Origin of the sequence: Actinoplanes sp. KI2, assembly GCF_025630775.1 — a bacterium.
Lineage (GTDB): Bacteria > Actinomycetota > Actinomycetes > Mycobacteriales > Micromonosporaceae > Actinoplanes.
The window spans coordinates 1-22,705 of the sequence record NZ_JAOSZE010000031.1 but is presented as its reverse complement, the minus strand read 5'-3'; the positions used below and the strand labels follow the sequence as shown (position 1 = coordinate 22,705).

Sequence of the window (22,705 nt, the reverse complement as noted above, 5' to 3'; positions counted from 1 at the left end):
ACGGGCGAATTCTCAGCGGGCCAGGGCGCGCTCGAGCTCGGCCTTGCTCATCGACGAGCGGCCCTGGATGTTGCGCTTCTTCGCCTCGTTGTAGAGCTGCTCCTTGGTGCGGCCCTGCGCGCCGGTGTGCGACCGCTTGCCGCCGCGGTGCCCCGACGACACGTCCTTGATCGACGACCGGCTGGCGGTCTTCGACTCGCCGGCCCGCGCCCGCTCCTTGTTCACGGTGCGCGCGGCGATCTCCTCGGCCCGCTTCGTCGAGCCGCCGCGCTGCTTGACGCTGTCCTTGATGTGCTCGTACTGCCGTTCCCGCTTCGGGCTGGATCCTGCCGGCATGATCGCCTCCCGGTTGTGGTCGTCCTTCGCCCTACAGATCCCCAGACCTGGTCGGGGCGAAACTCGGTGATCGTCGGCGGTTGCCGGCCGTTGTAGCGTGCTGCTCATGGCGAGACGTGCCCGCGGCCGCGGCCGGACGTTGTCCCGGCGGCATCCCGAGTCGCCGCACCTGAGCCTCGCGGGGCCGGAGCGTCGGGCGTACTTCCAGCGGGCGGGCATCTGCGTGGCGATCGCCCTGATGCCGGCGGCGATCAACCTGCGCCCGCCGTTCGCGCCAGCCGACGTGGCCTGGGCGCTGGGGTGGGCAGCCCTGATGGTGGTCATCGCCGGCTACCACGTGCGGGTCGCCTACGGGTGGGTGCACATCGACCCGGTGGGGCTGCGGACGTCGAGGCTGTGGCGTGGCCGCCGGCTGCGCTGGGCGGAGATCGACATCCTGGAGGCGAAGACGTGGGGCGACTGGGGCGCCGGCCGGTGGTGGCTCCACCGATACGGCAGCGTCACCCTCGTCAAGGTGCGCACGTTCTCGGGGCGTAGCTACTATCTCCCCGCGCCACGCACGACGTCAGAGGGGACCGCCGAAGCCTTCCAGCGGCAGCTGCGCCAGTTGATGCGGCACGTGCCGGGATACTGAGCCGACCGGTCAGCCGAACAGCCGGCGCAGCCAGCGCAGGCTCTCCGGGGGCTGGAAGGTGGCGCCGCCCTCGTGCCCGTTGTACGGCCAGACCAGCACCTCGGTGGGGGCGGAGCGGTGGTTGACCGCGGCGTACACGGTCGAGGGCGGGCAGACCGCGTCCATCAGGCCGACGGTGTAGAGGGCCGGGCACCGGCCGCGGGCGGCGAAGTGGACGCCGTCGAAGTAGCCGAGCGTCTCGAAGACCTGTTCGACCTTGTCCCGGTTGGTGGCGCAGAGGTCGGCGAGTTCCCGGTACGGGTAAGCGTCGGAGATCTCGGTGGCCCGCCGGAAGAAGGTCAGGAACGGCACGTCGACGATCGCGCCGGCGATGTCGTGGCGCAGGCCGGCCACGGCCTGGGCGATGCCGCCGCCCTGCGACCCGCCGGCCACCACGATCCGGGACGCGTCCACCTCGGGGCGGCCGGCGGCGGCGTCGACCGCGCGGACCGCGTCGGTGAACAGCCGCCGGTAGTAGTACTGCATCGGGTCGAGGACGCCGCGGGTCATCAGGCCCACGTGCTGCGGGCCGACGCCGGGCAGGTCGGGGGTGTCGCCGTCGCCCTGGCCGCGCGAGTCCATCACCAGCACGGCGTAGCCGGCGGCGGGCCAGAGCAGCCATTCGTGCGGCCGGCCACGGCCCCCGCCGTACCCGATGAACTGAACGACGGCCGGCCGGGGACCGGTGGTGTGCCGGGGTACCAGGAACCAGGCGGCCACCCGCTGGCCGCCGAAGCCGGTGAAGCGCACGTCGAAGATCTCGACGCCGGGCATCAGCGCGTCGTACGGCTCGAAGGTGGCCGCCAGGTCGTGGCCGGCGGCCTCGTCGAGGGTCTTGCGCCAGAAGTCGTCGAAGTCCGCGGGCTCCGGTACGGCCGGCCGATAGGAGGCGAGCTCGGCGGGGGAGAGGTCGAATTGCGCCATCAGCACGGCCTCGCATTCCTGTGCACGCCGGTGGGGGGGGGGGGTCGTCGGACGATCTGCCCATCATGGACCTCGATGCCGGTGCGGAAGGGCAGCGACGCGCCGGGGTCGCCGGCGGCCGCGGGCGGGGTCAGCTCCGCCGGAGCCGGACGAGCGCGCCGGCGTGGTCGCGCCGGGCCACCCCGGGTCAGCTCCGCCGGAGCCGGACGAGTGCGCTGGCGTGGTCGCCGGCCGGCAGGTCGAGCGGCAGGCCGCGCCGGAGCAGCTCCTCCCCGGAATGGGTGGCGCCGGTGTCGAGATTCCGGTACTCCGCGCCGGCCTCCACCGCGGTGAGCGGGAGCGGCCCGGGGGAATGCCCGAAGGGGCGGGCCGGGCACCAGGCGAGGACCACGTGGTCGTCGCCACGCACGTAGTGCACGCCGGTGAGCGCCCCCTCGCCGGTCAGCCGGTACGCCGAGCCGTGCTGCACGACCGGTCGGATGATCTTGTAACGGGCGACCAGGCGGGCCGCCTCGGCCAGCTCCTCGGGGGTCCACGCGGTGAGGTCGCCGCCGAGGCCCAGCACCCCGGCCATGGCCACGTGGAAGCGGAACCGCAGCGGGGTGACCCGGCCGGTGGCGACGTTCGGGCTGTCGGTGACCCAGGCGCTCATCACCTGCGCCGGGAACAGCTGGGCGAAGCCGTGCTGGATGGCGATCCGGTCGACCGGATCCGTGTTGTCGGACGTCCACACCTGGTCGGTGCGGGCCAGGATGCCGAGGTCGGCCCGGCCGCCGCCGCCCGCGCACGACTCGATGCGCAGCCCGGGATGGTCGGCGCGGAGCCGATCCATGATCTGGTGGACAGCCCGCGCCTGGCCCTCGTACGCGTCGTCCGGGGCCTCGGTGAGCGGACGGTTGCAGTCCCACTTGAGGTAGTCGAGGCGCAGCTCGCCGACCAGCTGGTCGAGCCAGGCGTGTGTCCGGTCGCGGACCTCCGGCCGGGCCAGGTCGAGCACGAGCTGATGGCGCATCTCGGTGCGGCGGCGGTGCGGCTCGTGCAGGACCCAGTCGGGGTGCTCACGGTAGAGGTCGCTGTCGGGGTTGACCATCTCCGGCTCGACCCAGAGGCCGAACCGCATGCCGAGGCGGCGGACCTCGTCGGCGAGCGGCGCGAGTCCCCGCGGGAACCGGCGCGGGTCGGGGTGCCAGTCGCCGAGGCCGGCCCGGTCGCTGGTGCGGGCGCCGAACCAGCCGTCGTCCAGCACGAACAGCTCGGCGCCCAGCTCCTGGGCCTTCGCCGCCAGCGCCAGCTGCCCGCTCTCGTCGACGTCGAAGCCGGTTGCCTCCCAGGAGTTGTAGAGGACCGGCCGCGACTCGCCGGGGTACGGCAGCACCGCGGCGCGCAGGTAGTCGTGCCAGGCGCGGCTTGCGGCCCCGAAGCCGTCCGGGGTGTACACGCCGGCGAAGATCGGCGTTTCTCGCGATCCGCCCGGCTCCAGACGCGACACCAGGCCCTCGTGCCCGGTCCCGCCGGTCCATCCGGTGTGGCCGCCGGGGTCGCGGTGCACGGTCACCCGCCAGGAGCCGCTGCAGGCCAGCGCCGCGGACCACACCTCGCCGTGCTCCTCGCCGGCGGTGCCGTCGTCGACCGCCAGCCACGGGTTCGCGTGGTGGCTGGTGATCCCGCGGCGGCTGGTCAGCACGGTCTCGGCCACCGGCAGCCGCTCCCGGCGGAGCCGGAACTCGCTGTTCCAGGCGCCGACCAGGTGGCTGAGCCGGTAGTCCGGCCGGTGCGGCACGGTCCAGGCCGCGGAGTCGCAGCGGAGCACCGTGATCGGCTCGGCGCCGGTGTTGGTGACCGATGTCCACCGCTCCAGGGCGCCGCCGCGGGCCCGATAGTGCAGAACGATCTCGAGCGGGTAGAACCGGTCCGCGAGCCGGATCGCCAGCTCGTCCTCGCCGATCTCGTGCTCCCGGTACTCCCACTCGACCGCCCGGGCGCCGTCCGCGAAGCGGACGATCAGGCCGGCCGGCCCGAACCGGTCGCCGCCCTCGACGGGCAGTTCCGCCACGCCGGGGCCCTGCTCGAAGCTGCCGCCCGCGGAGCCGGGTGCCGCCTCGGCCAGGGCGCGGGCCGTCACCAGGGAGATCGGCGCGCCCCAGTGCACGTGCCGGACGCCCAGGTCGGCGTCGATCCGGGCGGCGTACCCGAAGGTCGGGGTGTTTATCAGCCAAAGGCGGCGATCGGTGGCAAAAGTGACGGTCATACCGAATTCCTAGCGGATCACGCGGGCTAAGTCGTGCTTGCCGAGCGCTGGATCGGCGTTTCGTCGCTGGCTACCCCCTACCGGGCGGCCCGCTCGCCGTCGGTCCGCTCCCGTTCGAGGAATGGTCCGCGGTGCCGCCGCCGTGAGTTCCCAGCCTCGGTTGAGACGCGCAGCAAATAACTGGGCAAAGAATGGGAACGCCTGCGTTCTGGAAACACGCGGACGGCGTTGTTAAATCGTCGACGAAATGGCGGACGGCGACACGTCCGTGAAAAGAATTTTATTTTGCGGCACACTAGCTCGGTTTTGCTGGCACTAAATCGTGCGCACCTTTGCTCAATGGGAAACATTACCGGGTTGTTTCGACATTGGTCCATGCGCATGTGTGGCATTCACTCCCTACTATCCCGATCGCGGCGACGAAGCCGCGCTCGAACAACGGAAGGGAATCGTGCATGCCACGTCTCGGCAGAACCGTGCTGGTGACCGGAATGGTCGCCAGTGTGCTCATGGCCGGGGCCGCGGCGCCGGCCGCGGCCGCCACCGCCGCCAAGACAGATCAGACGTCCGCTCAGGAGCGTAAGCGGGTCGACAGCGTACCCACGCCGAGGCTCGGCTGGTACAAGTGCTACGACACCGCCGAGTGCACGACGACTTGGCTCCCGCTCGACTACGACAACCCGAAGGGGCCCAAGACCGAGATCGCGCTGCTGCGCGTCAAGGCCAAGGACCAGAAACACAAGATCGGCAGCCTGTTCCTCAACCCGGGCGGACCGGGCGGCTCCGGCACGCAGATCGCGATGTTCGCGCAGTACTTCCTCAGCCCGTCGCTGCTCGACCGGTTCGACATCGTCGGATTCGACCCGCGCGGCGTCGCGAGCAGCACCAACGTGAAGTGCTTCAAGACGGTCAAAGACCAGACCGTGGTGCTCAACAACATGAACGTCGCGTTCCCGTGGGGCAAGGCCGAGGAGCAGAAGTACGTCGGTGCGGCCAAGCAGCTGGGCAAGGCGTGCTCGTCCACGGGCAAGCCGCTGTCCGGCTCGATGTCGACCGCCGAGGTGGTTCGGGACATGGACGTCCTGCGCCGCGCGGTCGGTGACAAGAAGCTGAGCTACCTCGGCTTCAGCTACGGCACCGCGATCGGTCAGTACTACGCCAACATGTTCCCGGACCGGTTCCGGGCGATCGTGGTGGACGGCGTGCTCGACCCGTCGCACTGGGTCGGCACCAAGGCGACCGCGAACCAGGAGCAGGACCAGCGGTTGCGCTCGGCCGACGGCGCGTACCGGGCGCTGCAGGAGATCCTGAAGCGGTGCGATGCCGCGGGCGAGAAGTACTGCGCGTTCGCGGCCGGCGACCCGGTGGCCAACTTCGACACGATCGCTCAGAAGCTTCGCCAGAAGCCGTTGGTGGTCACCGACGAGTCCGGCAGCTACACGATCACCTACGCGGACTTCGTCGGCGGCATCCTCGGCGACCTGTACGACGTGGGCGCCGGCGACTGGGTCACCCAGGACTCGCAGTTCGTCTGGACCCTGCTCAACCCCGCCAGCCAGGCGGCGGCACGAGCCAAGGCGAAGACCGGTCTGATCGCGCGGATCAAGCAGGCCCGCGCCAAGAAGCCGGCTCGGGACTTCCCGTACGACAACGGCTTCGAGACCTTCCTGGGCGTCGACTGCACCGACGCGCTGCACCCGCAGGACGCGGGCCAGTGGCCGGCGCTGATGGTGAAGGCCGACAAGCGGGCGCCGTACTTCGGCCGGGCCTGGGGCTGGTCGACCGTGCCGTGCGCGCGGAACACCTGGACCGTGCGGGACGAGGACGCGTACACCGGGCCGTGGAACCGCAAGACGGCGGCGCCGGTGCTGATCGTCGGCACCCAGTGGGACCCGGCGACCAACTACGACGACGCGGTCTCGGCCTCGAAGCTGCTGCCGAACAGCCGTCTGCTGTCGAACACGAACTGGGGGCACACGTCGTACGGCACGTCCGACTGCGCCACCAACGCGATCGACAACTACCTGCTCAAGGGCACGCTGCCGGCCAAGGGGACGCTCTGCCAGGGCGCCTACCAGCCGTTCCTCGAGCCGCTGCCGACCGACTCGGCGCTGAGCGCGTCGAAGCGGCAGGCGACGGCCGCGCAGGACCACAGGGCGCCGGTGGCGGGCCCGCCGATGCCCTCCACGCTGAACGGCACCCGATAGGAATCGATCGGAAGTGACCCACGCCGTCCTCGACGGGGAGCGGCGGCAACGGTCAGCCCCGATCAGTCATGAGCACGCGGCGCCCGGCAACGGGCGCCGCGTCGCGTCTCCGGGCAGGGCACCGGCCCAGGTTCCTAGGACAGCGTTTCGAGTCGGGTCAGCGCGCTCGAAGTCGGGGCGCAAACACCTTTCCGGGCATCAGCCCAGGTTCCTAGGACGGCATAGCGGCAGTGGGCTGTGACGACACTGAGAGCGCCGCGCGGCGGGCCGGGTTGGGCGGGTGAGGGCGGGCGCGAGAGGATCGCCCTGTGGTGGGGCACGGGGAGACGGGTTCGCGGATGCGCGTGCGGGTGCTGGGCGCCTTCGAGGTGACTCGCGGCGACGAGGTCGTGCCGGTGCCCGGTGCCCGCGCCCGTGGCCTGCTGACCCGGCTCGCGCTGGCCGGCGGCAGCCCGGTCGAGGCGGGCGCCCTGGTCGACGCCCTCTGGCCGGAGGAGCGGCCCGCCGACCCGGCCAACGCCCTGCAGTCGCTGGTGTCCCGGCTGCGCAGGATGCTCGGCGCGGCCGGCACGGTGACCCAGACCGACGGCGGCGGCTACCGGCTCGACGTGGCGGCCGGGGACGTGGACGCGCTGCGCTTCGAGCGGCTCGCCGCCGACGGTCGCGACCGGCTGCGGGCCGGCGACCCGAGCGCCGCGATCGCGGTGCTGCGCGAGGCGGTGGACTGCTGGGCCGGGCACCCCGGCGGCGAGCCGGCCCTGATCGCCGCGGTCGCGCCGGCCGTCGCCACCCGGCTCGCGCGGGAGCGCGCCGACACCGAGGCCGACCTGGGCGAGGCCGAGCTCGCGCTGGGCCGGGCCGCCGCGGCCGCCACCGTGCTGTCCGCGCTGCTCGCCGAGAACCCGTTGGACGAGCGCGCGGCCGGCCTGCTGATGGACGCGCTCGCCGCGCAGGGGCGGCAGGCCGAGGCCCTGGCGCTGTTCGAGCGGGTGCGTGAGGCCCTCGCCGACCGGCTCGGCGTGGACCCGGGTGTCGCGCTGCGCGAGCGGCACCTGCGGATGCTGCGAACGCCGGAGCCCAGCACCGGGCCGGCCGACTCGCCGGCGCCGATCAGCCGGCCGATCCGGAGCAATCTGCCCGCGCCGGTCACCAGCTTCGTCGGCCGCGACGACGACCTGGGCCGGATCGACACGCTGCTGGCCGCCGGCCGGCTGGTCACCGTGCTCGGGCCGGGCGGGGCCGGCAAGACCCGGCTCGCGCTGGAGGCGGCCCGGCGGCGCCGGCACGAGTTCCGCGACGGCGTCTGGCTGGTCGACCTCGCCGCGGTCACCGAGGCCGCCAAGGTCAGCGGTGCGGTGCTGGCCGCGATCGGGTTGCGCGGGGCGGCGCTGTTCGACACCTCCGGCAAGATCTGGGTCGAGGGCGACGACGTCGACGTGCTCGTCGAGGAGCTCAACAGCCGGGAGAGCCTGCTCGTGGTGGACAACTGCGAGCACCTGATCGACGCGGTCGCGTACCTGATCGCGGCGCTGCTGCCGCGCTGCTCGCAGCTGCGGGTGCTGGCCACCAGCCGGGAGCCCCTCGCGGTCGACGGCGAGGCGCTGGTGCCGCTCGGGCCGCTGACCTTGCCCGAGCCGGCGGACGACGTGGCGGAGGCCCGGCGTACGGCATCGGTCCGGTTGTTCACCGAACGGGCCGCCGCGGTCCGGCCCGGCTTCGACGTCGACCCGGAGACGCTGGGCGACGTGGTCCGGATCGTGCGCGGCCTGGACGGCATGCCGCTGGCGCTGGAGCTGGCCGCGGCCCGGTTGCGCACGCTGTCGCTGGCCGAGCTCGCCGCCGGGCTCTCCGATCGGTTCCGGCTGCTCACCACGGGCAGCCGGACGGCCTATCCGCGGCACCGCACGCTGCGCGCGGTCATCGCGTGGAGCTGGGATCTGCTCACCGAGCCCGAGCGTACGGTGGCCGAACGGGTCTCCGTCCTGCCCGGCGGCGTCACCGAGGCCTCGGCCACCGCGATCTGCGCCGACACCCGGGTGCCCGCGGCCGAGGTGCCGGAGCTGCTGGCCGCCCTGGTCGACAAGTCGCTGTTGCACCTGGCGGCGGACGCCGGCCGCTATCGGATGCTGGAAACCCTGCGTGAGTACGGGATCGAGCGCCTCGCCGAACAGGGCACGCTGCGCACCACCCGGGATCTCGCGGCCGGTTACCTGGCCGAGCTGGTCGCCCGGCTCGACCCGCGGCTGCGCGGGCCGGACCAGCTGGCCGCGATCGCCGCGCTGAGCAGCGAGTACGACAACGCGCTGGCGGCGCTGCGGCACCTGATCGAGACCGGCGACGGCGACGCCGCCGGTGCCCTGGGGCTGAACCTCGCCTGGTACTGGCAGATGTTCGGGCGGCACGCCGAGGCCGCCTACTGGCTGGAGCAGGCCCTCGCCCTGCCCGGCGGGCCGTCGATCGACCGGGACTGCGCCGAGGCGATCATGCTGCTCAACCAGATCAGCTACCGGGGCTCGGCGATGGACGAGGTGAACAGGGCCCGCGAGGCCGAGCTGCGGGCGCTGGCCGACCGGCTCACCGGGTACCCGGAGCTGCCCGGCTTTGCCGCCGCGCTGGCCGCGATGACGCTGGCCTTCCTGGAGAGGTTCGACGACGCCCTGACGATCATCGATCGGCTGATCGACGGGCCGGACCCGTGGGTCTGCGGCCTGGCCCGCATGTTCCGGGCGCAGTTCGCCGAGAACAACGGCGACGTCGGGCAGTTGCGGGTCGATGTGGAGGGCGCGCTGGACGCGTTCGGCCGGGTCGGTGACCGCTGGGGGCTGGCGACGTCGCTGCCGATGCGGGCCCAGCTGCGGCAGTACGACGGCGACCTGGACGGCGCGCTGACCGACCTGAGCCGGGCCCGGTCGATGGCCCGCGAGTTCGGGTCGCTCAGCCTCAGCGACGAGATCTTCATCGACCTGCGCTGGATCGACCTGTACATGCGGCGCGGCGAGACCGAGGCGGCGATCGAGATGATCGGCGGGACCCGGGACCGGGCGATGCGGTCCGGCTCGTCCGAGATGATCATCCTGGTCGACGCGCTCGAGGCCGGGCTGTGGCTACGGCTGGACGATCTGGACCGGGCCCGGGAGCTGGTCGAGGTGGCGGAGGCGGGGATGGCCGCCGGGCTGCCGTTCGCCGGGGACCACGGCACCGCGCTGATCGGTGGCGTCCGGGCGATGCTCTGCATCAAGCTCGGGGACGACGCCGGTGCCGCGGTGGCGCTGGAGCGGGCGTACGCGGCGGCGGTGGAGAGCCGGGACATGCCGATCCTGTCGATGACAGCCGTGACCGGCGCCGCGCTGGCCGAGGCGCGCGGCCGGCACCGCGAGGCGGCGCTGCTGCTCGGCGCGGCGTCCCGGCTGCGCGGCACCCACGACCGGACCGACCCGCACGTACGCGAACTCGCCCAGCGCGGCCGGGAGGCGCTGGGCGAGGACGGTTTTGCCGAGGCGTACGAAACAGGTTGGATGTTGGAACCGAAGACGGCCTCGGCCCGGGTGGACCCGGCCCGGCTGCGCCAGGAGGCGCTACCTGGGCCGGATCGCTAGGCCCGCCGGGCGTAGGCCCGCAGCGCCAGCGGCACGAAGACCACCAGCAGGCCGGCCATCCAGACCAGGGTCCAGAACAGGTGACCGGCGACCGGGCCGCCGATCAGCAGGCCGCGGATCGTGCCGACCAGCGGGGTGATCGGGTTGACGTGCACGAAGCCCTGCAGCCAGCCGGGCAGCGTGTCGGTCTGCACGAACACGTTGCTGCCGAACGACAGCGGGAAGACCAGCAGGAACATCACGCCCTGCACGGCGCCCGAGGTGCGCACCAGCATGCCGACCCAGACCGAGATCCAGCAGAAGCACAGGCCGAAGCCGATGGACAGCGCCACCGCGGCGACCGCCGGCAGGACGCCGGTCTCCACCCGGAAGCCCATGATCATGCCGAAGCCCAGCATCACCAGGCAGACCGTGAGGTAGCGGACGATGTCCGCGGAGACCGCACCGACCAGCGGCGCCGAGCGGGCCACCGGCAGCGACCGGAACCGGTCGAAGACGCCCTTCTCGATGTCGGCGTTGAGGTTCTGGCCGAGCGCGATGCCGCCCATCGCGAGGGACTGGGCGAGCATGCCGGGCAGCAGGAACTGCAGGTAGCCGTGCCGGTCGCCGCCGGAGATGGCGCCGCCGAGCAGGTAGGTGAAGAGCAGCAGGAAGATCACCGGCTGGAGCGTGACGTCGATCAGCGCCTCCGGCGTGCGGATCGTCTTGATCAGACTTCGCCGGGCCAGCGCGACGCTGTGCCGGGCCAGCGCGGCCAGCGCGCCACCGCGCGGTTTGTCGATGTCGCCGACGATGTTGCGGACGGGAACGTCAAGTGTGGTCATACGAGCTCAGCCTCCTTGGCCATGGTCTCTTCGGCGGAGTCGCCGGTCAGGGCGTGGAACACCTCGTCGAGGCTGGGCAGTTGCAGGCCGAGGTCGACGACCTCGATGCCGGCCCGGCGCAGCGCCGGCAGCGCCTCGTCGAGGGCGGTGTCGCCGGTGACCGGCACCAGGACGACGCCGGGGCGGGCGCCGGCGGAGGCGTCGGCCGAGGCGGTCGTGCCCGGGGCGGCGACCCGGTCGAGGACGGCGAGGGTGTCCGGCACCCGGGACGGGTCGGCCGGGCGTACCCGCAGGGTCAGGCCGCCGACGCGGCGCTTGAGCCCGTCCGGGGTGTCGTGGGCGATCACCCGGCCCTTGTTGATCACTACGATCTCGTCGGCGAGCGCGTCCGCCTCGTCCAGGTACTGGGTGGTCAGCAGCACGCTGGCGCCCTGGGTGACCTGGGTGCGCACGACGCCCCACATGTCCTCGCGCTTGGCCGGGTCGAGGCCGGTGGTCGGCTCGTCCAGGAAGATCACCTCGGGGTGGCCGACCAGGCTTGCGGCCAGGTCGAGCCGGCGCCGCATGCCGCCGGAGTAGGTCTTGGCCGGGCGGCCGGCGGCGTCGGCGAGGTCGAACCACTCGAGCAGCTCGGCGGCGCGCTTCTTCGCATCGGAGTTCGTGAGGTCGAGCAGCTGGCCGATCAGCACCAGGTTCTGCGTGCCGGTCAGGTCCTCGTCGACGCTCGCGTACTGGCCGGTGAGGCCGATCCGCCGGCGGACCCGCTGCGGCTGCTTCAGCACGTCGATGCCGGCCACCTCGGCGTGGCCGGCGTCCGGGCGCAGCAGGGTGGCGAGCACCCGTACGGCGGTGGTCTTGCCGGCGCCGTTGGGGCCGAGCACGCCGAGCACGGTGCCGCGGCGCATCGCCAGGTCCACCCCGTCGAGCGCCTGTGTCGTCTTGAATCGCTTGCGGAGCCCTTCCGCCCGCACCACGAGATCGCTCATGATCCGTCGTCCTCCCTCGCGGGCCGGGTGCGGCCCTCGAGGAAGGAGACTGCCGGGCGGCGCTGACAGGGCGCGCACACGGCGCTGATACGCCGCTGACAGCGCCCTGGCGGCGTATCAGAGGTGCCGCAGGAACCCGTCTACCAGGGAAAACGCGCGCCGCCCGGCGTCCGCGCCGAGCAGTGTGGTGCGCGTCACGAGGTCTTGCACGTCGATGCCCCGGCCCGCGGCCTCGGCCGCGCCGCCGTTGTCCAGCCAGCCTGCCAGGGACGCGGCGGTCACTTCCGGATGGAACTGCAGGGCCAGGTTGCGGCGCAGCACGAACGCCTGCGACGCGGCCGGGTTGCGGGCCAGCTCGGTCGCGCCGGGCGGCAGGTGCCAGCGGTCGTAGTGCCACTGGAACCACGGACCGGCCGGCACCAGCGACTCGTCGTCGCTGTCGACCTCGGCCCAGCCGATCTCCGGGGTCGCCGAGCGGGTCACGCTGCCGCCGTGCGCGGCCGCGAGCAGCTGGCCGCCGAAGCAGATGCCGAGCACCGGCACCCCGGCCGCGTCGGCCTTGCGCAGCTGCTCGATCTCGGGCCGCACCCAGCTGCCGATCAGCGCGTGGTCGTACGCCGACCAGGGCGAGCCGAGCACCACCACCGCGTCGAAGCCGGTGAAGTCCGGGAACGCGGTGGTGACGCCCGGCGCGTGGAAGCTCTCGGCCGGCACCACGAGATGGTCGGCCACCGTCCAGCCGAGCGACGCGAACCGGTCGGCGACCGGCCCGGCCGGCGAGGCGTGGTCGTGGTGGACTACCAGAACGCGGGGCTCAGCGGTGTCAGAGATGGTATGAGTACTCACGGAATTCCCAGTCGGTCACCCACTGGCCGAAGCGTTCCAGCTCGTTGCGCTTGTACGCCAGGAAGGTCGCGATGAACTGCGGCCCGAGCAGGTCGGCCAGCTCGGTGTCGGCCTCCAGCGCGGCGATCGCGGCCGGCAGGTCGCCGGGCAGCCGGTCGGCCTTGCTGACGTCGTAGCCGTAGCCCTCCAGCTTGGCCGGCGGCTCCAGCTTGTCGCGGATGCCCAGGTACGCGGCCGCCATCAGGGCCGCGATCGCCAGGTACGGGTTCGCCGACGCGTCGCCCAGCCGCAGCTCGAGGCGGGCCGCCCGGCCGCGCTCGGGCGGGATGCGGACCATCGCGCTGCGGTTGTCCAGACCCCAGTCGATCAGCCAGGGGGCGAGCGTGTCCGGCCCGAACCGCTTGTACGAGTTGATCGTCGGGTTGAGCAGCGCCGTGATCGCCGGGGCGTGCGCCAGCACGCCGGCGATCGCCGACCGGCCGATCTGGGACAGCCCGTCCTCGCCCTGCGGGTCGTCGAAGAGCGCCGCGCCGTCCGGCCCCCAGCAGGAGAAGTGGAGGTGGAAGCCGGAGCCGCCCTCGTCGTTGAACGGCTTGGCCATGAAGGTGGCCATCCTGCCCTGGATGCGGGCCAGCTCCTGGATCGCGTTCTTGAACCGGAACGCCCGGTCGGCGGCGTCCAGCGCGTCCGAGTGCCACAGGTTGATCTCGAACTGGCCGGACGCGAACTCGTGGTTGGCGGCGACCACGTCCAGGCCGAACCTCTCCAGCTGGCGAAGCGCGGCGAGCAGGGTGTTCTCCGGGTCGCCCTTGCGGCCGGCGACGTACACGTTGCCGGTGCCCTCGCCGTACCGCCGCCAGCCGTTCGGCGCGGCCGGGTCCTCCTCCATGACGTAGAACTCGAGCTCGGGGCCGATCATCGGTCGCATGTCGAGGGTGGCGAACCGGTCGATCACCCGGCGCAGCACGGTGCGGGGGCTCTCCTGCGCGGGTGAGCCGTCCGGGTTGTACACGTCGGCCAGCACGTGCGCGACGCCGGGCTCCCACGGCACCGGCCGGATCGTCGACAGGTCGGGCACCGCCAGCACGTCCGGCAGGCCCGCGGACAGGCCGCCGTCGATGTCCACGACGTCGCCCATCGGGGAGGTGCCGTAGATCGAGCGGCAGAACGCGACGCCGTCGCCGGCGGTCCGGGCGAGGTGGCGTACCAGCAGGTCCCGTCCGCGCTCCGCGCCGATCAGGTCGCTGTACGCCAGCCGTACGACGTCGATGTTCTGCTCGGTGAGCTCCGCCTGCGCGGCCTCCATGGCGTGCGCGTCGACGTGGAGCATGGGCTCAACTCCTCAAAAAGGGGTGATTGTGCCGGGCGTCACCGGCGATCGTACGGACCCAAATGACCAAGTCAATAGCTACGATCGCTCCCATGACCGACCACCATCCAAGGCTCGTCGAGACCGAACGCGCAATGCGCGAGCACGTGGAGTCGCTCGGCCTCGACTTCGAGGCGGCGCACGCCGTGTCGAGCATCTACCGCGCCGCCAACGCGGTCCGGTCGTACATCTGGAACGAGCTGCTCCGGCCGTACGACCTGACCTGGACCGGCTGGGTGGTGCTGTGGGTGGTCTGGATCTTCGACGGGATGGAGACCCGGCACGCCGCCGAGGCCGCCGCGATCTCCAAGGCCACGCTGACCGGGGTGGCCAAGACCCTCCAGGCGCGCGGCTGGCTCGAGCGGCGCGGCCGCACCGACGACCGGCGGCTGGTCGAGCTGCACCTGACGCCCGAGGGCCGGGCGTTGATGGAGGAGCTGTACCCCAAGTTCAACGCGATCGAGACCAAGGTCGTCGGCGGGCTGTCCGGGCCGGACACCCGGGCCATGACGCAGCACCTGCGCGCAATCGTCACCACGATCGAGGAGACCGGGCTGCCCGGATGAGCTCCTCGAACAGCGCGGCCTGAGCCGGGTCGGTGTCCGCGGTGTCCTCCGGATGCCACTGCACGCCGCGGAACCAGCCGCCACGTTCGTCAGGGGGGAGAGCGTCGTCCAGGGCGAGGGCCTCGATCGTGCCGTCCGCGGCGTACGCGGTCGCCCGCAGCCCCTTGCCGGGCCGGCCGATGCCCTGATGGTGGTGGCAGGAGACGGTCAGCTCGCCGACCACGTGCACCATGCGGTGCGCGGCCGGCAGGTCCTGGATCAGGTCGCCGCCGCGGGCCACGTTGACCACCTGCAGGCCGCGGCAGATCGCCAGCAGCGGGATCCGGCCGGCCAGCGCGACCCGGGCCACAGCCAGGTCGAACGCGTCCTGCTCCTCGTCGACGTCGTACTGGCCGGGGTGCGGCTGCTGGCCGGCCCAGTGCGCGGCCAGGTCGCCGCCGCCGGGCAGCAGGACGCCGCCGGCGAACCGGAGCCGCTCGCGCACCTCGTCGTCGTCGGCCGGGAGCCGGGGATGGACGGTGACCGGCTCGCCGCCCGCGTCGTACACGGCCCGGACGAGCTTGTGGGCGTTGACCTCGGCCCGGAACCGCAGGGCCGAGGCGTGCGCGGAGAAGCGCGCCGGGATCGCGATGAGCGGCCGCCGGGCGGTCATCGGCGGCCGCCCGGACGCCGGGGCGGTCATCGGCGGGGCGCCCGGACGCCCCGGAACTCCCAGTCGCCGCCCTGCGCGGTGGACAGCACCTCCTCGCTCTCGCTCGGCTGCGCGCCCACGTCCGTACGGATGGCGGCCGGGCCCTCGACGATGTGGTTGCGCAGCGTGCCCAGGCCCTCGACCTCCACCTCGACGACGTCGCCCGGGTGGACCGTGCGGGAGATGGCCGGCGTGCCGGAGAGCAGCACGTCGCCGGGCTGCAGGGTGATGGTCCGGGCGATGTCGGCGACCAGGTAGTGCATGTCCCAGTTCATCTCGTCGGTGCTGCCGTCCTGCCGTACCGCGCCGTTGACCAGCGTGCGGATCCTCTTGCCGCGGAAGTCCCAGCCCTCGACCAGGCCGGGGCCGAGCGGGCAGAGCGTGTCCGAACCCTTGACCCGCAGCATCGAACCGGCGTCGGTGTCCCGGAAGTCGTGCAGGCCGTAGTCGTTGGCGACGGTGTAGCCGCGGATGTAGTCGCCGGCCTCGGCCGGGGCGATGTTGCGGGCGGTCCGGCCGATCACGATGCCGATCTCGCCCTCGTAGTTGAGCCACTTGCAGCCGGCCGGGCGTACCACCGCGGCGTCGTGCGCGTTGAGCGCGGACACCGGCTTGTGGAAGTAGGTGGGTGCCGGCGGCAGCGTGGTCATCATCTCCGCGACCCGCGACCGGTAGTTGAGGTGCACACAGATGATCTTCGAGGGGACGACCGGGCTCAGGTGTACCGCGTCATCGATCTTGACGGTGCGGCCGTCGTGAGCGATCAACTCGTCGCCGCGGCGTTCGACGTCCACGACATTGCCGTCCAGAAGGATCCGGCGGGTCTCGCGCATGTTGTCCCTTTCAGACGGTCTGGCGCAGGTAATCGGGGTCCGGGTCGGTGCGGCGCGGGCGGGGGAAGCCGCCGTCGGGACGGTCGAACCAGAGGTGGACCTGGCCGGTGCCGACCGAGTTCTCGTACTCGCCGTACTGCCGGCTCGGGGCGGTGCAGTCGCCCTCGCCCAGGGCGCCGATCATCATGAGGTAGTGGCCGAACCGCGCCTCGGGCTTGTGCCGGTAGAAGTCCGGCATGGCCGACAGGACGCGCGCGTGGTCGCCGGCGGCGAACCACTCGAGGCGTTCCATGTCCGCCCGGTACGCCTCGGGCGTGAAGATGTGCTCCGGGCCGGCCGCCTCGTGGTCGCGCAGCTTCCGCAGCGGCCAGAACGTGTGCGACATGGCCCCGGACGCGATCAGCAGCACCCTGCGGTCCGACTCGGCGATCGCGTCGCCGAGCGCCCGGCCGAGCCGCAGGTTGTCCTCGGTGTCCGCGGTCTGGCACACGCCGATCGAGATCCACCGCTTGTCCGGCAGCCCCTGGCCGAGAAACTCCCACAGGTTCGTGGTGGCGTAGAAGATCGGCAGGTGGTCGTCGTCGATCGCGGTGATCCAGGTGCTGTGGTCGGCACCCTTCGACGCGATCAGGTGCGCCAGCGAAGGGTCGCCCGGGAAGTCGTACGGCCGGCGGCACATCCCGCGCGGCAGCTCCTCCGAGGTGAACAGCCCGGCCCGCCGCTGCTGGGCGGTGACCACGAACTCGACGGTGGTGGCCCAGTGCGAGTCGAGCACCACCACGGTGTCGTAGTCGAGGACGTCGAAGACCTCCGCGCGCAGCCGATGGAGGCCGGCGACCAGGGTCGAGTCGTGGCCGTGGTTGAGCTCGCGCCGGGTCTGTTCGGGCAGCACGATGGTGGGCACGTGGGCGATCAGGCCGGCCCCGGCGACCTCGCCCATCAGGACTCCCTCCAGCCGGCCGGGCTGAACACGGTGTTCTTGACGTCGCAGTAGAAGTCGAAGGAGTACGTGCCGCCCTCGCGCCCGATGCCGGACTTCCCGTTGCCGCCGAATGGCGCGCCCAGGTCCCGCACGAAGAAGCAGTTGACCCAGACGGTGCCGGCGCTGAGCTTTTCACTGACCCGTTCGGCTTTCTCCGCGGAGCCGGTCACCAGCGTCGCGGCCAGCCCGAAGCGGGTCTCGTTGGCCATCCGTACGCCCTCGTCCTCGTCGGCGAAGGTCTGGACGGTCAGCACCGGCCCGAAGACCTCCTCGGTGAGGATCTCGCTGCCCGGCCTCGCGTCGGCCAGGATCGTGGGGGAGTAGTAGAGGCCGTTCAGCGAGGTGTTCGGCCCGCCGCCGAGCAGCGCCCTCGCGCCGTCGGCCAGGGCCCGGTCGACGAAGCCGCGCACCCGCTCGAAATGCGGCCGGCTGATCAGCGCGCTGACGTCGGTCCGCTCGTCGCGCGGGTCGCCCTGCACCAGGGCGCGGGCCCGCTCGACCACCCGGGCGGTGAACTCCTCGGCGATCGGCTCCTGCACGAGCAGCCGGAACGCGCCCAGACAGACCTGGCCGGCGTTGTCGAACTGCTCGACGGCGAGGTCGACGGCGAGGTCGAGGTCGGCGTCGGCGAAGATCAGCAGCGGCGACTTGCCGCCCAGCTCGAACGAGAGCGGCACGACGTTCGGTGCGGCGGCCGCGGCGATCACCCCGGCGGTCGGCACCGAGCCGGTGAACGACAACCGGTTGATCCCCGGGTGCCGGGTGAGCGGCGCCCCGGCCTCGGCGCCGGTGCCCTGCACGACGTTGAGGACGCCGGCCGGCAGCCCGGCCTCGTGCGCGATGTCGGCGAGCAGCGACGCGGTCAGCGGCGCCCACTCCGGCGGCTTGAGCACCACGGTGTTGCCGGCCGCGAGCGCCGGCCCGATCCGCCAGGTGGCCAGCATCAGCGGGGCGTTCCACGGCGTGATGATCGCGGTGACGCCGGCCGGGTCGTAGGTGATCCGCTCCCGGTGCCCGCGCACCTCCATGCCGGGGTGGGCGAGCTTTTCGGCGTAGTCGGCGAAGAACCGGAAGTTCATCGCGACCCGCGGCATCACGCCCCGGCGGTGCGAGCGCAGCAGCGACCCGTTGTCCCGGGTCTCCACCCGGGCCAGGTCCTCCCGGCGCTCGTCGATCCCGTCGGCGACCCGGCGTAGGATCGCCCCGCGCCCGGTGGGGCCCAGGGCGGCCCAGGCGGGGAAGGCCGCTCGGGCCGCGGTCACCGCCTGATCGACTTCGGCGGCCCCGGCGGCGTCGAGGTCACCGAGATGCCGCTCGTCAATTGGTGAAATGTCCGGAAAACTCCGGGTGGAGGCGACGCGCTCACCGCCGATCCAGTGCCGAGTGTCGATCTTGACACCCTCGACCTCGATCATGCGTCCTCCTTCGACAGGCGCGCGAGCGTGCTGCCACCGTCCCAGACGACCCCGACCTGCCGGTAATACCCGCCGATGACCTCGTGCACCTCGAGCCGGGCGAGCTCTTCCGTGGGCGACTCGAACAACCGCAGCTCGACATCGCCCGTCCAGGCCTGGCCACCGTCGAACGAGGCCGCGCCGGAGCGGATCAGCTCGGCGTAGGCGTCCGGGGCGCCGCGCTCGATACCCGGCAGGAAACGGTGGTGCGCCATCGGATGCCCGTTGACGAACCCGTTGGTCGCCGAGGGCTCGCGCAGGGTCAGAATCGCCTCGGCCAGCCGTCGGTCGCCGGCGGCGAGGGTGGCCCCGAACGTCCCGCCCGGCCCGATCTGCGGCGCCGCCTGGGCGAACGGGTGCGGCCGGGTCTGCCACATCGAGCCGAGCTTCTTCGGGTACCCCTGGTGCAGGCCGCGGGCGATGGCGAAGTCCTTGTCCACCCAGATGTAGACGCAGCGCGAGTAGACCTGCCCCGCGAAGCTGCACCGCACCACCACGAACGCCTCCTTGTACTGGGACCGCACCGGGTCGAGCAGCTCCGCCCGGCTCGACGAGCAGGACTGCCAGTCGGCCCAGATCAGCGCGACCGCGCCCGGATCGGTCGGCGCCGGCTGCAACGGCGCCGGCAGCAGCTCGGCGACCCGGGCCGGGTCGGTCCGGTACTCGACGGTCAGCAGGTCGCCCGAGTAGTGCCAGGGCGGGCTCGGGATCAGCGAGGCGACGCCGGACGCGGTGCGCGGATAGAAGAAGCCCGTCAAGTGCCCTCCTCAGAGCGCGTCGTCGCCGGCCAGCGACAGCGCGACCACGCCGTCGGCCACCGGTGCGACCTCGTGCACGACCAGGTCGGCCTCGAACTCGGCGGTCATCGCGGTTGCACCGTGACCGGGAACCGCTTGATCCCGTTGACGAAGTTGGAGCGCACCCGGGCGACCTCGCCGTTCAGCTCGATGCTCGCCAGCCGGGGGAGCAGCTCCTCGAACATCAGCCGGACCTCCATGCGGGCCAGGGCGTTGCCCATGCACAGGTGCGGGCTGCCCTTGCCGAACGTGAGGTGGTCCACGTTCGGCCGGCGTACGTCGAGCCGGTAGGGATCCTCGAAGACGTCCTCGTCCCGGTTGCCCGAGGCGAACCACATGACGACCTTGTCACCGGCCTTGATCGTTTTCCCGCCCAGCGACGTGTCCCGGGTGGCCGTGCGGCGGAAGTGGTAGACCGGCGAGGCCCAGCGCAGCAGCTCCTCCAGGCCCGAGGCGATCAGCGACGGGTCCTGCTGCAGCAGCCGCAGCTGGTCCGGCCGCTCGATCAGGGCGAGCATCGAGTTGCTGATCGCGTGCCGGGTGGTCTCGTTGCCGGCGATCACCAGCAGCAGGAAGTAGTTGTCGAAGTCCTTGTCGCTCATCGGCACGCCGTCGGCGGGCAGCTTGTTGGCGAGCTGGCTGATCAGGTCGGTGCCGTCGCCGCCGCGCCGCCGGTCGCGCAGGGCCCGGCCGTAGTCGAAGACGTCCTGCGTGGTCGGCGAGCGGAACGGCAGGTGCTTGTACTTCTCGCTCTCCGGCGAGTCGAGCGGGACGGCGATGTATTCCGGGTCGGTGTTGCCGACCATCTCGTTGCCCCAGGCGATCAGCCGGCCGGTGTCCTCGCGGGGCACGTCCAGCAGCCGGGCGAGGACCTGGATCGGGAAGTCGGCGCTGATCTTCTCGACGAAGTCGAACTCGTTCGCGGACAGCGCCTCGTCGACCGTCTGCCGGGTGAGCTCGCGCAGGAAGCTCTCGTAGTTCCGCATCAGGTTGCGCGGGCTGAACTCGCGGGTGATCAGCTGGCGGAGCACGAGGTGCCGGCGGCCGTCGGTCTCCAGGATGGACCGGCGGATGTCCCGCAGGTCGTCGTCCACCTCCTCGAGGTTGACGAACTGCTCCGAGGTGAACGTCTCGGTGTCCCGATCCACCGCCCAGATGTCCCGATATTTCGTGACAGCCCAGAATCCGCGGTTCGGTGCCGCCTCCGGATTCCAGTGCACCGGGTCCTCCCGGCGCAGCGTGTCGAACTGCTCCCAGGCCTCGTTCCGCTGGAAGCGGTCGTAGTCGGCGAGGTCGACCTCGTCCAGATCCATCGCGCTGAACCTCCCCCACGGAGAGTCGTTCGGACCCAAACGATATGCGGAACCAAGGTCTGGCGCAAGGGGGACCTGCGGCCCATGGTTCGCATCCAAACATTCGTGACGGCTGACCGGGCGGCCCGGCCGGCCCCGCAGCCGGTCGGGCCGTGGTCAGGCGAGCAGCCGCGGCAGGGCTCGGACGGTCAGCGTCATCCGGGTGAGGCTGGCCGCGGCGGCCAGGGCGAAGGGCCAGTGCAGACCCGGCGCCATCGTGGCGGCGGTGGCCAGCAGGCCGGCGTCGAGGAGCAGCAGAACGAGGCAGCCGGGGGCGCTCACCCGGGTTCGGCGGTAGGTGGTGCGGGCCGTCGCCGCACACCCGAGGGCGGCGACCACCGCGACCAGGGTCAGGCCGAAGGCGAGGCGCAGCCCGGCGGGCACCGGCCACGTCCACGCCCGTTCGCTGATCAGCAACGTCGCCCAGCACGCCCCGACCACGGGACCGCAGCCCAGCAGGACCAACGCCGCGCGGCGGCCGGGTGCCTGCCGCACGAACGCGGCCAGCACCACCTCGGGTTCGCCGAACTCGGCGATCGCCGCGGCGGCCGCCTTCTCGCCATCGAGGCCGGCGGTCACCTGCCGGTCGTACGTCTCGGCCAGCCCGTCGGCCAGCTCGGCCATGGCGTCGGCGGGCAGGTGCCGGCCGAGGCGAGCGAGGTAGTCGTCGATCAGGTCGTGGCCGGCCATGGTGCACCCTCCAGGAGGGTCGTGACGGTGGCCGAGAACTCTCGCCAGCCGGCCCGGTCACCGGCCAGCCGGCGCTGCCCGGCCGGGGTCAGGCGGTAGCTGCGGCGTCGCCGGCCGTCGGCCTGCGACCAGGAGCCGCTGATCAGCCCGGCCGATTCCAGCCGGTGCAACGCGGGGTAGACGGTGCCGGTGGGCAGGTCGAACCGGCCGCCGCTGCCGGTGCGGAGCGCTTCCTTGATCGCGTAGCCGTGCCGCGGCCCATCCTCGAGGGTGGCGAGCAGCAGCGCGTCGAGATGGCCCTTGAGTGCCTGAGCTTCGGCCTTCATCCGCTTCCCTCCATGCGTAGGTATGCTACTCTCGGCGCGTTAGGTAGGTAACCTACTCATGGTCGTGGTTCGCATGGATCAGGTACTGGCCGTCGAGGTGGCCGGCCTCCACATTCCGGACGCCGGGCCGGTCTTCTTCGCCGCCCTGGCGGTGCATGTGCTCGCCGGTGGCGCGGCGGTCGTGTCCGGCGCTCTCGCGGCGACCGCGGCGAAGCGGCCCGGGCGCCACCCGCGGGCCGGCACGGTGTATCTGTACGCGATCTCCGCGGTGTTCGGGACGGCGAGCGTGCTGGCCGCCCTGCGCTGGCGGCAGGACTGGCATCTGTTCGTGATCGCGTGCGTGGCGTGCGGCCTGGCCTGGTTCGGCCGGTCGGCCCGCCGCCGTGGCCGGGGCGGGTGGATGGCCTGGCACGGCGGCGCGATGGCCGGCTCCTACGCGGCACTGTTCACCGGGTTCTATGTCGACAACGGGCCGCAACTGCCGCTGTGGGACCGGCTTCCGCACCTGACCTACTGGCTGCTGCCCGCCGCCGTGGCCCTGCCGTTGACCTGGCGGGCGCTGCGCCGGAACGGGGCGATGGCCGGTGGGTCAGTCGGTGACCGGCAGGAGATCGCCGAGGAGCGCCTCGACTCGTGACCTGATCTCGTCGCGGATCGGGCGGACGGCCGCGATGCCCTGGCCGGCCGGGTCGTCGAGCTTCCAGTCCTCGTAGCGTTTGCCGGGGAAGACCGGGCAGGCGTCGCCGCAGCCCATCGTGATGATGACGTCGGAGCCCTGTGCGGTCTCGTATTCGAGCAGCTTGGGGGTCTGGCCGGTGATGTCGATGCCGACCTCGCGCATCGCCTCGACGGCCGCCGGGTTGATCTGGTCGGCGGGTGCGGAGCCGGCCGAGCGGACCTCGACGGCGTCGCCGGCCAGGTGGCGCAGCCAGCCGGCGGCCATCTGGGACCGGCCGGCGTTGTGCACGCAGACGAACAGGACGCTGGGTCGATCACTCATCGGAT

At 72.2% G+C, this 22,705-nt stretch carries 21 protein-coding genes; 5 read left to right on the top strand and 16 right to left on the bottom strand.

Translation table 11 applies throughout. The annotated features are described in order from the left end of the window. Nucleotides 1-12: 12 nt before the first annotated feature. Nucleotides 13-336 carry a plasmid stabilization protein gene (locus ODJ79_RS29940; RefSeq protein WP_263026958.1) on the bottom strand — a complete coding sequence of 108 codons (324 nt, stop codon included), beginning with the start codon at nucleotides 334-336 and terminating at the stop codon, nucleotides 13-15. Between the two features lie 106 nt (nucleotides 337-442). Between ODJ79_RS29940 and ODJ79_RS29935 the strand changes: the two genes are divergently transcribed. Continuing rightward, nucleotides 443-970 (top strand): hypothetical protein, encoded by a 528-nt coding sequence (locus ODJ79_RS29935; RefSeq protein WP_263026957.1) that lies wholly within the window; start codon nucleotides 443-445, stop codon nucleotides 968-970. A gap of 9 nt (nucleotides 971-979) precedes the next feature. Here the strand turns inward: ODJ79_RS29935 and ODJ79_RS29930 are convergent, their stop codons facing one another. Then, the gene (locus ODJ79_RS29930) at nucleotides 980-1,933 is read right to left on the bottom strand and encodes an acetylxylan esterase (protein WP_263027046.1); all 954 of its coding nucleotides are present in this window, start codon (nucleotides 1,931-1,933) and stop codon (nucleotides 980-982) included. Between the two features lie 187 nt (nucleotides 1,934-2,120). Then, nucleotides 2,121-4,181, bottom strand: coding sequence for an alpha-galactosidase (locus tag ODJ79_RS29925; RefSeq protein WP_263026956.1), 2,061 nt, complete (start codon nucleotides 4,179-4,181; stop codon nucleotides 2,121-2,123). 455 nt (nucleotides 4,182-4,636) lie between these two features. On the opposite strand from ODJ79_RS29925, the gene ODJ79_RS29920 reads away from it, so the two are divergent. Both ODJ79_RS29920 and ODJ79_RS29915 read left to right on the top strand, forming a co-directional pair. Then, nucleotides 4,637-6,388: an alpha/beta hydrolase gene (locus tag ODJ79_RS29920; protein WP_263026955.1), complete on the top strand. Its 1,752-nt coding sequence runs from the start codon at nucleotides 4,637-4,639 to the stop codon at nucleotides 6,386-6,388. Between the two features lie 338 nt (nucleotides 6,389-6,726). Next, on the top strand, nucleotides 6,727-9,984 hold the full coding sequence (locus tag ODJ79_RS29915) for a BTAD domain-containing putative transcriptional regulator (protein ID WP_263026954.1): 3,258 nt from the start codon (nucleotides 6,727-6,729) through the stop codon (nucleotides 9,982-9,984). On the opposite strand, the gene ODJ79_RS29910 is transcribed toward ODJ79_RS29915, so the two are convergent. From ODJ79_RS29910 to ODJ79_RS29895, 4 genes are all read right to left on the bottom strand, one after another. Then, nucleotides 9,981-10,808: an ABC transporter permease gene (locus tag ODJ79_RS29910; protein WP_263026953.1), complete on the bottom strand. Its 828-nt coding sequence runs from the start codon at nucleotides 10,806-10,808 to the stop codon at nucleotides 9,981-9,983. The genes ODJ79_RS29915 and ODJ79_RS29910 overlap by 4 nt on opposite strands. Continuing rightward, nucleotides 10,805-11,794 (bottom strand): ATP-binding cassette domain-containing protein, encoded by a 990-nt coding sequence (locus ODJ79_RS29905; RefSeq protein ID WP_263026952.1) that lies wholly within the window; start codon nucleotides 11,792-11,794, stop codon nucleotides 10,805-10,807. Before ODJ79_RS29905 ends, ODJ79_RS29910 begins: the two co-directional genes overlap by 4 nt. A 117-nt stretch (nucleotides 11,795-11,911) precedes the next feature. After that, nucleotides 11,912-12,640 carry a type 1 glutamine amidotransferase gene (locus tag ODJ79_RS29900; protein WP_263026951.1) on the bottom strand — a complete coding sequence of 243 codons (729 nt, stop codon included), beginning with the start codon at nucleotides 12,638-12,640 and terminating at the stop codon, nucleotides 11,912-11,914. Beyond that, nucleotides 12,618-13,970: a glutamine synthetase family protein gene (locus ODJ79_RS29895; RefSeq protein ID WP_263026950.1), complete on the bottom strand. Its 1,353-nt coding sequence runs from the start codon at nucleotides 13,968-13,970 to the stop codon at nucleotides 12,618-12,620. Before ODJ79_RS29895 ends, ODJ79_RS29900 begins: the two co-directional genes overlap by 23 nt. A gap of 92 nt (nucleotides 13,971-14,062) precedes the next feature. Here ODJ79_RS29895 and ODJ79_RS29890 point away from each other — a divergent pair, with 92 nt between their 5' ends. Further along, entirely contained in the window at nucleotides 14,063-14,575 is a 513-nt protein-coding gene (locus tag ODJ79_RS29890) for a MarR family winged helix-turn-helix transcriptional regulator (RefSeq protein ID WP_263026949.1), read from the top strand. On the opposite strand, the gene ODJ79_RS29885 is transcribed toward ODJ79_RS29890, so the two are convergent. The 8 genes from ODJ79_RS29885 to ODJ79_RS29850 all read right to left on the bottom strand — a co-directional run bounded on the left by ODJ79_RS29885 (nucleotide 14,541) and on the right by ODJ79_RS29850 (nucleotide 21,700). After that, nucleotides 14,541-15,227: a gamma-glutamyl-gamma-aminobutyrate hydrolase family protein gene (locus tag ODJ79_RS29885; protein WP_263026948.1), complete on the bottom strand. Its 687-nt coding sequence runs from the start codon at nucleotides 15,225-15,227 to the stop codon at nucleotides 14,541-14,543. The genes ODJ79_RS29890 and ODJ79_RS29885 overlap by 35 nt on opposite strands. Nucleotides 15,228-15,253: 26 nt before the next feature. After that, nucleotides 15,254-16,099, bottom strand: coding sequence for a fumarylacetoacetate hydrolase family protein (locus ODJ79_RS29880; RefSeq protein WP_263026947.1), 846 nt, complete (start codon nucleotides 16,097-16,099; stop codon nucleotides 15,254-15,256). A 10-nt stretch (nucleotides 16,100-16,109) separates the two neighbouring features. Continuing rightward, nucleotides 16,110-17,039, bottom strand: a complete 930-nt coding sequence (locus tag ODJ79_RS29875; protein WP_263026946.1) for a catechol 1,2-dioxygenase — start codon at nucleotides 17,037-17,039, stop codon at nucleotides 16,110-16,112. Continuing rightward, nucleotides 17,039-18,496 carry an aldehyde dehydrogenase gene (locus ODJ79_RS29870; protein WP_263026945.1) on the bottom strand — a complete coding sequence of 486 codons (1,458 nt, stop codon included), beginning with the start codon at nucleotides 18,494-18,496 and terminating at the stop codon, nucleotides 17,039-17,041. Before ODJ79_RS29870 ends, ODJ79_RS29875 begins: the two co-directional genes overlap by 1 nt. Next, nucleotides 18,493-19,293 (bottom strand): acetoacetate decarboxylase family protein, encoded by an 801-nt coding sequence (locus ODJ79_RS29865; protein WP_263026944.1) that lies wholly within the window; start codon nucleotides 19,291-19,293, stop codon nucleotides 18,493-18,495. The genes ODJ79_RS29870 and ODJ79_RS29865 overlap by 4 nt, the downstream gene beginning before the upstream one ends. A gap of 104 nt (nucleotides 19,294-19,397) precedes the next feature. Then, a complete protein-coding gene (locus tag ODJ79_RS29860) occupies nucleotides 19,398-20,645 on the bottom strand; it encodes a cytochrome P450 (RefSeq protein ID WP_263026943.1) in 1,248 nt (415 codons plus the stop codon). Nucleotides 20,646-20,801: 156 nt separating this feature from the next. Next, entirely contained in the window at nucleotides 20,802-21,374 is a 573-nt protein-coding gene (locus ODJ79_RS29855; RefSeq protein ID WP_263026942.1) for a hypothetical protein, read from the bottom strand. Then, complete coding sequence (locus ODJ79_RS29850; protein WP_263026941.1) at nucleotides 21,356-21,700, bottom strand: PadR family transcriptional regulator; 345 nt, start codon at nucleotides 21,698-21,700, stop codon at nucleotides 21,356-21,358. Before ODJ79_RS29850 ends, ODJ79_RS29855 begins: the two co-directional genes overlap by 19 nt. Nucleotides 21,701-21,773: 73 nt before the next feature. On the opposite strand from ODJ79_RS29850, the gene ODJ79_RS29845 reads away from it, so the two are divergent. After that, nucleotides 21,774-22,337: a hypothetical protein gene (locus tag ODJ79_RS29845; protein ID WP_263026940.1), complete on the top strand. Its 564-nt coding sequence runs from the start codon at nucleotides 21,774-21,776 to the stop codon at nucleotides 22,335-22,337. Here ODJ79_RS29845 and ODJ79_RS29840 read toward each other — a convergent pair. Continuing rightward, complete coding sequence (locus ODJ79_RS29840) at nucleotides 22,290-22,700, bottom strand: arsenate reductase ArsC (RefSeq protein ID WP_263027045.1); 411 nt, start codon at nucleotides 22,698-22,700, stop codon at nucleotides 22,290-22,292. The genes ODJ79_RS29845 and ODJ79_RS29840 overlap by 48 nt on opposite strands. Nucleotides 22,701-22,705: the final 5 nt, after the last annotated feature.